Here is a 15,591-nt window from a genome sequence, read left to right as displayed (position 1 = left end):
GTTTCGTGATATTAATGAAGAAAAGATCTGGGCAAATAATGAATGATTAGAATTTTTAGAATGATAAAAGGAGCGTTGTTTTAACAGTTCAGAATTCGTATAGATCCCCCAACTATAATGAAATTATAAGCTAATACAGAGGGAACACAAGTGATTTGTGGAACTTGTTGGAAATTCGACACAAGTTGTTTGTAGTTCTTTTTTCTGAGTAAAAGAATCGGGAGGTTTTAGAATGATGCATGAAAATGTAGCTCTGAATCTTATGTCCCGGCCAATAACCCGTCATAACCACCACTGTATATTCTAGTCACTTGACTTGGTTGCTTAAGTTCATTAAATGTCGCTGAGCTGTGATCGAATTGCCCCTTATTCCATTGTCCTGCACGTATAAAATTGAGAAAAGTTGTTTCAGAAGTAATAAGGTTTACCAATGATATGAAACCGTTACCAAAAAATTCCTAATATAAGGCGCTTAAAACGACATATTCTCCGAATCGGAGAATATATTAAAAATCGTCCTAAAAATGATTTTGCTCGGAGAGAACGAACCGTACATTTTCAAAATATTAGACGTGCGAGAAGGACAAGGGGTCAAAGTTATCAGTCTCTGTATCTCTTTTTTGCCTTGTGAATCAGTAGATAAATAGAAAGGATGAATGTAGATGAGAGCAACACGGAAAGCGCGCTTTGGCAGGAAACATAGACCAATAAGGAATCTATTCGTCGCCCTATTATCAGCACTTGTCGTCATGGCACAATTCAGCAATTTTTCCATTGGTAGAGCGCAAGCGGACGAGGCGGCGAGCCATCCGCTTTTTGATTCGGTACTTGTTACCGATCATAATAATCAAGAGGTTGATCTGGAGAAGACGGACAGCAACCCGCTGACGACTGGGGACGCCGTGCATCTTGAATACAGCTGGTCACAAAAAGAGGGCGTGACGCTGAATCCTGATAAAGAGATTTCTATTCAAGTTCCGAAAGAGCTGAAGATTGATAAAGAAATTAGCGGTGATGTCACGAACGGCGACCAAGTGATTGGTACGTATAAGGTTGCTGCTTCTGACGATACAACCGATTCGAATAAGTTGACGATTGATTTTAATGATCAGGCAAAGGATCTAACGAATGCGAGCGGAAAAATTAAATTCGATGCCGCCTTTGCCGCACAAATAGATAAGGATACGACAAAGTTGGAACTTCCGTTTGATCTTGGTGAAAACCAGGTTCAGAAATTGGAGGTGCCTGTGAAAGCTGCTGGTACGGACAGTGCGGCTACATCAGACCAGGATGAGAGCTCCGCATCCGCGGACGACGGACAAAAACAGCCGGATGCAGCTTCTGAGCCGGCGAAAGAAGAAACAAAGGCTCCTGATTCTTCCACTGACCAAGCGAAGCAAGTTGACAGCAGTTCAGTAGAATTAAGCAAACCGGAAGCGAAGGCTGATGAACCTTCTAAGGACAGCGAACAAAAGATTGAGCGCGGCTTCAGCAGTCTTGCCCAAACAGCAGCTCCAAAAAAAATTACACAGAACATTTTAACCGGTGTGACGCTGACGGATAAGGATGGTAGGCCTTATGATCAGGATAATCCGGCAAATACAGATGATCCGGCGAATATCAACTTTACGTGGGCAATCCCAAACGATCTTGGAGCGACGATTAACGCTGGAGACACATATGAATTTGATCTCCCAGACGTTTTTAAAATGCAAAATGATATTAATGGAACGCTGGGTGATTATGGTACATTCACTGTGGATATGAACGGCCATGTGGTCATGACCTTCAATGATCAAGTGAAGGAAAATTCGAATGTACATGGAACCCTGTATGTGAATACCGAATTTGATGAAAAAGAAATCACAGGCCCGGTTGATCAGCAAATCAAATTTCCTATAAACAGCGATTCACCGATCGTAACGGTACATTTTAAACCAGATGTAAAAAGCACGATTGATAAAACAGGTGCATTGGATAGCGGTTTGAATCCAACTCAGGCCACATGGAATGTCGATGTGAATAAAGAATTAGAAAAGGTAACAAATGCCAAAGTGACAGAGGACTTTCCAGATGGGTTAACCTTCAAATCCGTTCAGGTCTATCAGCTGGATGTGGCGATTGACGGCAAGGTCACACAGGGCGATAAGGTAGATCCATCTGAATATGATGTTGATTCAAATGGAAATGTTACCTTTAAAGAACCGATTAATACTGCTTATCGTTTAGTTTATACCACTAGTATTAATAATTCAGCGAAGCCGGATGATGGCGGCGAAGTCACGTTTACTAATCATGCAACATTTGGCGGAAATGAATTTGACGCCATTCCAGCTGAAGCCTCTGTCACTGCGAATTATGGAAAAACAGTTGAAAAGTCAAACACCGGTTACGACGGTGACTCGCAGACCTTCAGCTGGCAAATTAACTACAATTTTGGTGAGAAAGAAATCGCCCAAAAGGACGCGACAATCACCGACAACTTCAATTCAGCTGATTTGCAATTAGTGGACGGATTAAAAATACAGAAAGTTGATTCGTTTGACGGAACGACACCTAAGCTTGGCGATACGCTTAAGGAAGGCACGGACTATACGCTTGAAAAAACAAGCACCGGCTTTACCATTCATTTCAATGACAAGGTAACATCGGCTTATGTCATCACCTATCAGACCAAAGTTAAAGATGGCGTGATTATTGAAAATCCGACAAAATATAAAAATGACGTAAACACCGGAACCGGAAGCAGCGGGGGTTCAACTGGTGAAGCGACACAGCAGAATATTACTAAAACCATTGATTCCAGCAAGGATGTAAATTATACAGACAAAACTGCTACTTGGCATTTGACGATTAATAAAAATAAGTATGAAATGAACGATTGGAAGCTGGATGATACTTTTGTTAGCGGTGCACAGTCATTAGTCGCTGGGTCACTTAAAATTCATGATGAAACAAATGATAAAGATCTGACCGAGGGCGAGGATTACACGCTCGAGACTAAAGATAATAATGCAGGTTTTAAGATTGCCTTCATCGGCGACGATTACGCGAAAACGAGCAGCAAATTTACAATTTCCTATTCAACCCATTTTAATGTTGACTTTTCGAACCAAAAGAATGTGAAAAATTCAGCAACGGCAACATGGACCGACCAATATGGTAACGATCGAACAAATGATGCAAGTGCCGATTTCGATGTCAATAATCAAACCCAATTCAACGGTTTTAAAAATGGTACCTATAACGCAGTGAATAAAGTCATAACATGGAAGGTTGGGGTCAACTACAACGGCGAAAAGGCCAATAATGCATCGATCACGGACCCAATCACCGGCAATCAGAAATTTGTCTCCGGTTCGGTAGTCGTGAAAAGTTACACGATCAATTCAGGCGGATCGATTAAAGAAGGATCGGAACTTGACCCTTCAAAATATGAGGTCACTGAACCGTCTGCAGACAACAATAAAACGTTGACTGTGAAATTTAAAACAGGCGTCGATGATACCAATCAATACATGGTTGTGTTCAAGACATCATTGGATGGCCTAGTCGTTAATGGCGCAAGCAGCTACACGAATATTGCCACTTATCATAACGAAGGACATCCTGATCGACAGATTACAGGAACAGTATCAATTACGAATGGCGGCAAGTTAGTCACCAAGAATGGCGCACAAAGTGGAAATTATGTCAATTGGTTTGTCAACGTCAATCCAAGTCAGTCCGCACTGGATGATGTAACAGTTACCGATGATCCGTCTGATAATCAGATTTTGGATGAAAATTCATTCCATGTTTATGAGGCCAAGTATGATAGCAGTGGTGCGACAATTACGAATGGAAACCTTGATCCGAATACAGATAAAGAGTTGAAGCGGGACAAAGATTACACATTAACAATTACGACAGATAACGTAACAGGCAAGCAGCAATTCGTACTGAAATTCATTGGTGACTACCAACATATTGATCGCGCGTATGCTGTTCAATATCGTTCGATCATTAATATTGCCGGCTCAAGTGATGATGTCACAAACCAAGTGAAAATCAGCGGCGACAATGTGCAGACAGTCACTCAAGATACGACGCAAAAGATCCCGGTTGCAATTTCAACCGGCGGCGGTTCTGCGACCGGTGTAAAAGGTACGTTGCGTATTCTGAAAAATGGAGAGCTCGGACAAATTCTCCCGGGTGCAGTGTTTGAATTGTGGGATAAGGACAACACGCAGCTACTGCGTACGGGAACAACTGATGCAACGGGTACCTTGACCTTTGGAAATATCCGCTATGGCGATTATGTTCTAAAAGAGGTTCAGGCACCAAACGGCTATACGATTAGCGATGCACTTGTCGCTGGAATCCCTGTGGCAATTAATGCGGATTCAACTTTGGACGGCACGTATACAACGATTGTTGATAAGCAGAATAAAGTCACATTGACTAAACAAGACGCTGATGGGAAACTGCTTCCGGGCGCGACCTTCAAGCTGGAACAAAGTATAGGCGGTGTGTATGTTCCATATGACTACGGTTCAGATATTACGAGCGGCAGTGATGGGAAGGTAGTGCTCACCGGATTGCCTGCTGGCAACTATCACTTAACAGAGACTCAAGCACCGTCCGGTTATCTGATTAACACAAAAACAATCGAATTTACGGTAACGAAGAACGCGAACAATCAGTTGCCTGATGTCAACGCTGGAACGCTTACAGATTATCAAGGCAGCGCGAAGTTGACCAAAACTGATAGCGAGGGTCATGGACTGAAGGACGCGATCTTCAGCATCGTTGATAAAGATGGAAATACAGTGCAGGAAGGTCTGACTTCTGACAAGGATGGTATCGTCCAAAGCAAAGAAACACTGGCACCTGGGAAATACTACTTTGTTGAAACGAAAGCTCCGGACGGCTATCTGATTAATACGAAGAAAATCGGATTTAAGATTGTGAAGGAAGCACTGGAAAAACCGACAATCGTCACGGCAGAATATGCGATCAACTACAAAGGATCCGTTGTTCTGAAGAAGATTGATAAGGACGGCAATGGTCTTGAAGGAGCAGAATTTAAGATCATTGATACCGATGGAAAGTTGATTCAGGAAAATCTGAAGTCGAATGCCGATGGTATTGTCCAAGCGGATGGACTTGCGCCGGGGAGCTATCAATTTGTCGAGACGAAAGCACCAACCGGTTACGTTTTAAATACGGATAAAATTGATTTTACAATCAAGGATTCCGCGAAAAACGAACCTAAGGCGGTAAACGCCGGTAAAGCGAAGAATTATAAAGGCTCCGCTGTGTTGAAGAAAATTGATAAAAAAGGCGATCCGCTTAAAGGTGCAATATTCAACGTTGTTGCTGAGGATGGAACGACCATTATTAAAGAAGGTTTGAAATCGAACAATGCCGGCATTGTGAAGGCTGAAGATCTCGAACCAGGCACCTATTACTTTGTTGAAACCAAGGCGCCAAAGGGCTATGTATTGAATACGGATAAGATAAAGTTTGAAATCAAGGATGAAGCAGCTGGGCAGCCTGCCGCAGTTAAAGTCGGGAAACTGAAGAACTTTACAGGAACGGCGATACTCAAGAAAGTTGATAAGAAGGGTAACGGACTTGAAGGTGCCGTATTCAATGTAGTCAAAGATGATGGAGAAACAATCATTCAGAAGAAGCTGATCTCCGGTGCGGACGGCAAAGTGAAAGCAGAAAATCTCGCACCAGGCAAATACTTCTTTGTCGAAACGAAAGCACCAAAGGGTTATGTTTTGAACGAGACCAAAATTGCTTTTGAAATCAAGGATGAAGCTTCAGGAAAGCCTGTTGTTGTTAAGGCCGGCAAGTTGAAAAACTACAAGGGTTCTGTTGAATTAACGAAAGTGGATCCAAGTGGAAAAGGCTTGAAAGGCGCAGAATTTAAGATTATCAAAGCCAAAGCCAAAGGAAAAGCAGTTCGTCAGCATTTAACTTCAGACGAAAATGGCAAGGTGAGTGCTAACGGCCTGAAGCCTGGTAAATATAGTTTTGTCGAAACAAAAGCGCCGGAAGGCTACCTTTTGAACGATGAAACGATTGACTTCGAGATTCCGAAAACGGCTCTCGGGAAACCGGTAACGGTCAAGGCACCGGATGCAATTAACTATCAGGGATCTGTTGAATTAACAAAAGTGGATTCTAACGGCAATGGTCTTGAAGGAGCGGAGTTCAAGATTGTCGATGCAGATAGCAATCCTGTTCAAGAACACTTGAAATCGGATAAAGACGGTAAAGTCACGGCAGAGAATCTTAAACCTGGCAAATATAGTTTTGAAGAAACCAAGGCACCTGAAGGCTATGTTTTGAACAAAACTAAGATTGATTTTGAGATTGCAGATCATGCAAAAGGCGTACCAACTGTTATAACAGCGGGTAACGCGGTCAACTACAAAGGATCCGTCGAACTGACAAAGGTTGATTCTGATGGAAACGGCCTTGAAGGAGCGGTATTCAACCTCGTCGATAAGGATGGAAAAGTAGTCCATGAAGGATTAACTTCTAATGCTGACGGCTTGATCAAGGCGGATGGACTTGCGCCGGGCGATTATCAATTTGTCGAAACGAAAGCGCCAAATGGTTACCTGCTTGATGCTTCGCCAAAGACGTTCACCATTCAGAGTGAAGATCAAGGCAAGCCGGCAGTCGTGAAGCTGACAAAAACAAACGATGTAAACAGTGTTATCTTGACCAAGGTTGATAAAAATGATCAAGACGCTGTTTTGAAGGGCGCGGAATTCAAGCTCGTTGATAGTAATGGAGATGTGGTGACGAAAGATGCCAACGGAAACAAACTGAAGGACATCTGGACAACGGATGAGCATGGGCAGTTCACCTTAAATAATTTGCCTGAAGGTGACTATCAGTTCATCGAAACCAAGGCACCGGCTAGTTATGATCTGGATATAACACCGATTCCATTCAAGGTGACCCGAACGGATCAGAAAGCCATAGAAATCACGGCGACGAACAAGCTGACGCCGGGTGATGTGAAACTGACAAAAGTGGATGCAAACGATAAGAATGCCGTGCTGAAAGGAGCAGAATTTAAGCTCCAAGACAGTAAAGGAAATCCGGTTACGAAAGATTCAAATGGCAAGGATTTGCCTGCGATCTGGACGACGGATGACCAAGGTGAATTCCTTGTGAAAGGGCTGGCACCTGGAGATTACCAGTTCATAGAGGTTAAAGCGCCGAAAGGGTATCAGCTTGATGCGACACCGATCCCATTCACAGTAGCTAAAGGTCAGTCGAAGCCGGTTGAAGTCACAGCACTTAACAAAGCAATTCCGGTTATTGACCGCGGAGTTGATGCTGAACAACAAGGTGGCGGAACACCGAAGTCTGAACCAACGGCTAAATCGCAAACCGGTGCGAAAATCGAGCGAGGACAGTTAGGGCTCGAAGAAACATCAGCGCCAAAGAATAATAAGAACCTACCGACGACCGGCGATACCAACGATCTGCTCACGATGCTCATTGGTATTATGCTCTTGCTTGGCGGAGGCTCGATCGCTGCATTGTCTCGAAGAAAACATGATTAATAGATTTTTAAGAACTCCTGATCAGGATTGTCTGATCGGGAGTTTTTTTAACAAGTAAAGGGAGTATAAGATTTTGCCCTGTTGGTACGGCGATAGGGTAAGCTGCTGATTTCCAATCCGCACTATCGGTTAGGCGATCAAGTTAAGCGTCCAATCTGATAAATAGACGGAGAAATTACCCTTATTTAGAAAACGAACGGAAAAATAGCTTAAATAGACGGAGGAATTCCGCTTATCGAATCGAAAAGCGTGAAAATGGAGGGTTTTGCTTAGTATAGGCGGAAAAATTACCCTTATTTACCGGCGAAATAAGCTCCATGATGCAAATAACCGGAAAATCTCCGCTTATTTTACTGTTACTTGAAGAAACCAGAATGCTTAATGAAACAGAAGTGAGATGAAGGAACTTTCATATGCAAGGGAACTTTCGCTAAGTATAAGGGAACTTCGACTAACAGCACTCACATGTCATGAGCAACGTCGAAGTCACCGCATCCTGCGGAAGTAAGGACCGGGCGCTTTTTGCCCGGTTTTTCTAATCTTTAGAATCACTTTTTTTATGCTGCATGAGCAAACACTTTTCACAAAATAAAAAGAAAAAAAAGTCCGTTTTAATAATCAAATAAATGGGTAATTAGTCATAGGGGAAATTTTCTGTAATTTTACGAACCTTGCCATGAGTTCTGAATTAAGAAGAATATCTTCCTGTACGAATGCATAGCTTTTTATTCTGGGCATTGATGAAGATAAAATCTAAATGCTGTCACATAAACGGTGAAGAAAACGTCATGCAACTATTTTTTTCTATGAATAAGAGTTCGGAAGGAAAGAAGGGGAGAACGATGCAGACACAGGAGAAAAGAGTGTTGCTCGGATTAAGAAAATTTGTTGTCGCGACCCTGTTTCTATCATTGATCATCAATGGCACAGTTCATAGTCAAAAGGCATATGCTGCTGAACCCTCGGCGCCAATTGATATGAATCACTCATTAGGAGTAGCAAGTCATTTTAATGCGTTTATTCTGAATAACATGACCATGCCAAATACCGATTCGGAAGGACGATTGGCGGTTGGCAATGTGTTAAATGTGAGCAGTTATGGTATTGCTTCGAAGCTAAGTAACAATAATGATGTGAATCTAGTGGTAGGAAATGAGCTGCACTACAATAACGGGGAATTGAAGGGCCGATTTGTTATTGGCGAAAACGGCGGGCCCGCACCGATCATTGATGTAAGTGATTATTTACGTGCGAAGCAATTGACCGATAAAAAAGTTGCTGATGTTCAAGATTTTATAGATAATCAGGTCGCTAGTTTCGCTGAAGCGAGGACGCAGCTGATTGGGATAAGTCAAAGTTATCAGGGCTATACGGTTTCCCAACCGAACGGAGTGATCAATAAATCAGGCAACAGATTGACGTTCAGCTATAGCGGAAGTTCAGACTTTGTTGTTTTTTCATTGCCTTCTTCGGAATTTAATCAAGCTGGAGAAATGAATTTTGATGTGCCTAGGGGTAAAACAATCATTATCAATATAACAGGTACAACGATCAATTGGCCTGGGGGACAGCAGTTTTACCATGGCACGGGAATGAGTTATGGAGACAGCCAAGCAACTAAAATAGTGTTCAATTTTCCTGACGCGACAACGATTAATTTAGGTACCATCGGGATCTTTGGCTCAATATTAGCTCCGAAGGCTACGGTTAATGCGAACTGGGGACAGTTAAACGGTACGTTGGTTGCAAACAATTTTATTAATACAAACGGAAGCATGGAGGTCCACTATGCCCTTTTCAAGCCGACCCTTCCGCCGACAACTGTTTTAGGGAAAGTGACCGTGAAAAAGGTAGATGCAACAGATCCGGATAAAAACTTGTCTGGGGCAGAATTCGATCTTGAGAAACAAGATGGAGACAGCTGGACGAAGGTGACGACACTGACTACCGGTGCGGACGGCACGATATCAAAAGATAATCTGCCACTAGGAACCTACCGCCTAGTCGAAACAAAAGCGCCTGACGGTTATGAGAAAGGGAGCAATCCACCGGCTTTTGATCTGACCAAGGGTGACAACGAAAAAACCATCACCGTAGAGAATACGGAAATTCCGGTTTTGGGTAAGCTAACGGTGCAAAAAGTGGATGCATCAGATCCGGATAAAACTTTGTCTGGAGCAGAATTCGACCTAGAGAAACAAGACGGAGACAGCTGGACGAAGGTGACGACACTGACTACCGGAGCGGACGGCACGATATCAAAAGATAATCTGCCACTAGGAACCTACCGCCTAGTCGAAACAAAAGCGCCGGAAGGCTATGAGAAGGGAGAAAATTCACCACCATTTGATCTAACCAAGGGCGACAACGAAAAAACCATTACAGTAGAGAATACGGAAATTCCGGTTTTGGGTAAGCTAACGGTGCAAAAAGTGGATGCATCAGATCCGGATAAAACTTTGTCTGGAGCGGAATTCGACCTAGAGAAACAAGACGGAGACAGCTGGACGAAGGTGACGACACTGACTACCGGAGCGGACGGCACGATATCAAAAGACAATCTACCATTAGGAACGTACCGATTAGTGGAAACAAAAGCGCCTGACGGTTATGAGAAAGGGAGCAATCCACCGGCTTTTGATCTGACCAAGGGTGACAACGAAAAAACAGTTACGGTCAAAAATACCAAGATTACGGAAGAAGTCTTTGGCTCGGTATCACTGAAGAAAGTAGATTCGGCGAATCCGGATCAAACGCTGGAAGGAGCAGCATTTGAGCTTCAGCAGCTGATTGATAACGGACAGTGGACTACGCTGTACACGCTGACCACTGATGACAATGGTGAAATTGAACAGAGCGGACTCGAATTAGGCACGTATCGATTTGTAGAAAAGACAGCGCCGACGGGTTATGTCCTGTCGTCTAAGACAGAGCAAGTAACCTTGACTCAAAGCGATCCGACAGCAAACGTGACCTTTGAAAATACCAAGATTCCGGAAGAAGTTTTCGGTTCGGTATCACTGAAGAAAGTAGATTCGGCAAATCCGGATCAAACGCTGGAGGGAGCAGTATTCGAGCTTCAGCAACTGACTGATAACGGACAGTGGACTACGCTGTACACGCTGACGACCGATGACAATGGCGAGATCGAACAGAGTGGTCTCGAATTAGGAACGTACCGATTAGTAGAAACGAAAGCACCAACGGGTTATGTCCTGTCATCTAAGACAGAACAAGTAACCTTGACCCAAAGCGATCCGACAGCAAACGTGACCTTTGAAAATACCAAGATTCCGGAAGAAGTCTTTGGCTCGGTATCGTTGAAGAAAGTAGATTCGGCGAATCCGGATCAAACGCTGGAGGGAGCAGTATTTGAGCTTCAGCAGCTGATTGATAACGGACAGTGGACTACGCTGTACACGCTGACCACTGATGACAATGGTGAAATTGAACAGAGCGGACTCGAATTAGGCACGTATCGATTTGTAGAAAAGACAGCGCCAACGGGTTATGTCCTGTCGTCTAAGACAGAGCAAGTAACCTTGACTCAAAGCGATCCGACAGCAAACGTGACTTTTGAAAACACAAGAATTCCTGAAACGGTGACACCGGTTCCACCGACACCACCAACGCCGTTACAGCCGTCACTGCCTACCGTTCCGCTTCAGCCGTTAACGCCGGCAGTTCCAACTCAGACGCCAACACTTGAACGCGGCGTCATGGGCGAAGAACAAGTGCAGGATCAGCCGATTGCTTCTGAGTCTGACAGTCAAACACCAACGGATCAGGTAACGCAGGCACCAGCATTGCAACGTGGTTTTCTAGCGGAAACACAGTATTCCGTGCCGACAAAAGAAAACACGCTGCCGGTCACCGGAGACAGCAGTCATTCAATGGTGTATTGGTTCGGCGCGTTCCTCCTTCTTTCTGCCGGCATCATCGGTTATGCAGGAAGAAGAAAAACAAAGAAAATGCGTTAATCAATTGATGTAGGGCGTCCTTACTCGTGACTTAAGTCATGAATAAGGACGCTCTTCTTTTATAAATATCGAACACCTGTGCTCATTCAAAGAGCCTTTAAATTTAGACTTGTATCCCACGGAAGAACAGGCAGTCTTAATCAACAAGAGCATTGGGAGCAGCCGATTTGTCTAAAACCATTTTCTTGATCGTTGGAAAAGGCCTATGAGCAAACCGGTAAGGGACTTTCTTGTTCCATCAGTAGTAAAGCACTCACTCAGCTAAAGAACGACCTCCCCTGACTCAAAGAACCGGACAAATTTGCCTTGCAGAATAGTTTAAAGAACCTTTCCAATGCTTATGACCGATTCTTTAAAAAGGCAGCTCGACATCCTCGCTTTAAGGTAAGAACCCCAATCAAACGTACAAGACCTGTTTTACCAATAACAATGCCGTCGGAGCGATGGGGTTCGCCTACTCAATGAAATGAGTCCCTGCCTAACGAACGACGTGTTAGGTAAGCTTATTGTTCGCAGGAAATTTTGACTGGGAGGTCAGAAGCCCGCAACCTTAGTCGTGGAAGGTGCACTATGATAACATTTAGCGTCTAATCATGGTAAGATTTGATTAGACATTTTTTATTGAGGATGAACGAAATTTATTGATTATAATTAATTAAGAAACGGAGTAATCAAATGCGTTGGAAATGGACTGTACTTGCAGCTATCCTTGCGATTGCCGGGATTTTGCTCATCTTTTCGCCGTTCATCAAGGAGAGTATCATTGGTTATATGAGCACTCACTTTACAGAACAAAAAGTAACGGCTGCACAACTGCATAGCAACAATAGTCGAAAGGCAACTTTCGATTTCGAGACGATTCGACCTCCGTCGGTTATGGATACGTTTAGGGGAAGCGCGCAGCAGAATCCAAAGGCGATGATCGGGCTAATTTCCATTGACAGTGTCGGTATTCATCTACCCATTCTAAAAGGGACAACAAATGCAAATCTTCTTGTTGGTGCAACCACGATGCGCCCGGATCAGAAGATGGGTCAGGGCAATTATCCGCTGGCCGGTCATCACATGCGGCGACCGACCCTACTTTTCAGCCCACTTCTTAAAATAAAAATCGGTGCCCGCATCGTGATTACAGATTTGAAAAAGGATTATGTTTATGAAGTAACTTCTAGAAAAACGGTTGACGCATCAAATACGGATGTCATTCAGCAAACAAAGAAGAAACAGATCACATTAGTCACTTGTGATCGGGAAATACTGACAGATGGTCGTCTTATCGTTCAGGGGAAGCTGATTAAAGTAACCGATCATCATGCCAATTAACCACGAAGTAGTGTAAGATGATAGCAGACCTGTTTGGCGATTGATTCGTCTAGGTGGATTCGATTCATTTTTAATAATGAAAAAAAATTATAAGTTTTAAATTTCTGCCTGACTTACCCGGATTCGGCTCAATTTATCCGAAATCCGGCTTAAGAATTCTATAATTCGGCTCGGTTAAGGATGATACAGCTTGAGTATTCTCGATGTGGAAAATTTATATAAGACGTATGGAACGCAAACACTTTTTGATCATCTCTCATTTTCGATCTCGGAGGGCGAACGGATTGGATTGATCGGTGTCAACGGCACAGGCAAATCGACCTTGTTGAATGTACTTGCCGGAAAGGACTCGGCAGAAAGCGGAAACTTACGCCACGCCAATGCATTTCGACTTGCTTATCTGCCGCAGACACCTACTTTTGAACCGGGAGTCACCGCGCTGGACTATATCTACGGTGGGACCTCACCGATCATGGCAGCGGTGCGAAGTTATGAACAAGCGCTTCGTGATCTGGAGAAGAATCCGAGTGATCAGTCGCTTCAGGAAAAGTTGCTGAAATGTCAGCAGCAAATGGATACGGCCGGTGCCTGGGACGCTGAAGCAGCGGCGAAAAGCATTTTAACACGTCTTGGCATTCATGACTTTGAGACGCCGGCAAGCGAGGGATCCGGTGGGCAGAAAAAACGCATTGCGCTGGCCAGGGCATTAATTCAACCTGCAGATCTGTTGATTCTCGATGAGCCGACGAACCATTTAGACAACGACATTATCGACTGGCTGGAAGAAGCACTGAATCAGTATCCTGGCGCGTTATTAATGGTGACCCATGATCGTTATTTCCTTAATCGCGTAACACGTAAGATTTTTGAATTGGATCACGGCAATCTCTATATTTATGACGGCAATTATGAACTCTTTCTTGAGAAGAAAGCGGAGCGCGAGGAGCAGGAAGCGGCGGGGGAAACAAAGCATCAGAACCAGCTGCGCCGGGAATTGGCTTGGCTTCGACGTGGCGCCAAAGCTCGGTCGACGAAACAAAAAGCAAGAGTTGAACGCGTGCATGAGATGCAGGAGCATAAGGGCCCGGAGTTAAAGCAATCGGTGGATCTCGCGATTGGATCCACGCGTTTGGGCAAGAAGGTCATTGAAGCGAAGCAGGTGTCTAAGCGCTTTAACGGACAGCCACTTATTCATGACTTTGATCTGCTCGTGACCCCGGGTGAACGCTTGGGGATCATCGGCAGCAACGGTTGCGGTAAAACCACACTGCTCAATATACTTGCGGGACGCATCGAACCGGACTCAGGCATCGTTGAAATTGGCGAGACGGTAAAAATCGGTTACTATACGCAGGAACATGCGGAAATGAATGAGAATTTGACGGTCATCGATTATATTAAAGAGGCTGCACAGGTGATGCGGACAGATGACGGACAACAAGTGACGGCCGAACAGATGCTGGAACGCTTTCTTTTTTCACGACCGCGGCAGCGTACGTTTATCCGCAAACTGTCCGGCGGCGAACATAAGCGGCTGTATTTATTGCGTATCCTAATGTCCGAGCCGAATGTACTCTTTCTCGATGAACCGACCAATGACTTGGACACCGAGACACTGACGATTCTGGAAGACTATTTGCTTCAATTCCCAGGAACTGTTCTTGCGGTTTCCCATGATCGTTATTTTCTGGACCGAATTGCGGATCGTCTGATTGCCTTTGAAGGTAACGGCATCATTCGCCGCTATGAAGGTAACTACAGCGAGTATGTGGATGAACGGAAAATTGAGCGGGCAGCGGCAAGCAAAGCGAAATCAGAAAAAACGGAAGCCCCGGCACGCAGGCAAACGTCTCAAAAAAAGAAGCTGACCTATAAAGAACAGCAGGAGTGGAACGGGATTGAAGATCGGATCGCTGCTCTTGAAGACCGCGTAGAGCAGCTGAAGCAAGAAATTGTCGAAGCAGGCAGCGACGCCGGTAAAGTGCAAGATCTTTTTACTGAGCAGCAGAATACCGAAGCCGAACTCGATCAGGCAATGGAGCGATGGACTGAGCTGTCGCTGAAAGTGGAAGAAATTGAAAATCAATAAATGAAAAGCAAAAATCCCATTAATGGATTTTTGCTTTCTTTAAATTTTTAGATTATCAATGATTAATCACGCGAGCAAACATATTGCTGCTATTTAAGAATGTTGTAAGAAAAAAACAAGCAAGAAGGAGATTAATAATGTATCATGTTATTTTCCATATTGATGAAAAAGAAAAGTGGCCATTGGTGCTTGGTAATGTGAAAAATTTCATGGCAGATCATATGGCCGCTGAAATTGAAGTGCTGGCTAATGCAGCGGCAGTCAACGGCTATCGGTCTGGAGCGTTCATCGATCAGATGAGAGAGCTGAGTGATCAAGGAGCCAAGTTCGTCGCTTGTCAGAACGCTTTAAATGCGCAACATATCCTGAAAGAGGATCTTCCTGAATTTGTATCTGTCGTTCCGGCAGGAGTTGTGGAATTAGTGAAAAAGCAAAGCAGTGGCTACGCATATATTAAGCCATAACGTTGGTTTGATCCGTTTTTTGTAAAGGTGATTTTCATGTAGTCCATTGCTGCACAGTACCTATTTACTACGCAACACCCATAAGAAAGCAATGATCCTAGCACAAGCAGCGCACTTGGGCCAGGATCATTTATTAGTGAATTTTTTTTATGCAG

General features: G+C 44.0%; 6 protein-coding genes. All 6 read left to right on the top strand.

Annotated elements, in window-relative coordinates:
• The first annotated feature begins 662 nt into the window (after positions 1-662).
• The 6 genes from NOM01_RS07725 (at position 663) to NOM01_RS07705 (ending at position 15,436) form a co-directional block, all read left to right on the top strand.
• The gene (locus NOM01_RS07725) at positions 663-7,580 is read left to right on the top strand and encodes a SpaA isopeptide-forming pilin-related protein (protein WP_255747792.1); all 6,918 of its coding nucleotides are present in this window, start codon (positions 663-665) and stop codon (positions 7,578-7,580) included.
• Positions 7,581-8,422: 842 nt separating this feature from the next.
• Positions 8,423-11,560 (top strand): SpaA isopeptide-forming pilin-related protein, encoded by a 3,138-nt coding sequence (locus NOM01_RS07720; protein ID WP_255747790.1) that lies wholly within the window; start codon positions 8,423-8,425, stop codon positions 11,558-11,560.
• A gap of 109 nt (positions 11,561-11,669) precedes the next feature.
• Positions 11,670-11,735: a helix-turn-helix domain-containing protein gene (locus NOM01_RS17225; RefSeq protein ID WP_370645998.1), complete on the top strand. Its 66-nt coding sequence runs from the start codon at positions 11,670-11,672 to the stop codon at positions 11,733-11,735.
• A gap of 500 nt (positions 11,736-12,235) precedes the next feature.
• On the top strand, positions 12,236-12,883 hold the full coding sequence (locus NOM01_RS07715) for a class A sortase (protein ID WP_255747789.1): 648 nt from the start codon (positions 12,236-12,238) through the stop codon (positions 12,881-12,883).
• Positions 12,884-13,073: 190 nt separating this feature from the next.
• Positions 13,074-14,972: an ABC-F family ATP-binding cassette domain-containing protein gene (locus tag NOM01_RS07710; protein ID WP_255747787.1), complete on the top strand. Its 1,899-nt coding sequence runs from the start codon at positions 13,074-13,076 to the stop codon at positions 14,970-14,972.
• Between the two features lie 137 nt (positions 14,973-15,109).
• On the top strand, positions 15,110-15,436 hold the full coding sequence (locus tag NOM01_RS07705; RefSeq protein ID WP_255747785.1) for a DsrE family protein: 327 nt from the start codon (positions 15,110-15,112) through the stop codon (positions 15,434-15,436).
• Positions 15,437-15,591: the final 155 nt, after the last annotated feature.

It is taken from the genome of Sporolactobacillus sp. STSJ-5, from assembly GCF_024385605.1.
In the GTDB taxonomy this organism is placed as follows: domain Bacteria; phylum Bacillota; class Bacilli; order Bacillales; family Sporolactobacillaceae; genus Sporolactobacillus.
This window is presented reverse-complemented; position numbering and strand designations above follow the sequence as displayed.

Bases quoted from the DNA above. Each gene is read 5' to 3' on its own strand.
- NOM01_RS07725 (WP_255747792.1), top strand. From the start codon at position 663: ATGAGAGCAACACGGAAAGCGCGCTTTGGCAGGAAACATAGACCAATA.
- NOM01_RS07720 (WP_255747790.1), top strand. From the start codon at position 8,423: ATGCAGACACAGGAGAAAAGAGTGTTGCTCGGATTAAGAAAATTTGTT.
- NOM01_RS07715 (WP_255747789.1), top strand. From the start codon at position 12,236: ATGCGTTGGAAATGGACTGTACTTGCAGCTATCCTTGCGATTGCCGGG.
- NOM01_RS07705 (WP_255747785.1), top strand. From the start codon at position 15,110: ATGTATCATGTTATTTTCCATATTGATGAAAAAGAAAAGTGGCCATTG.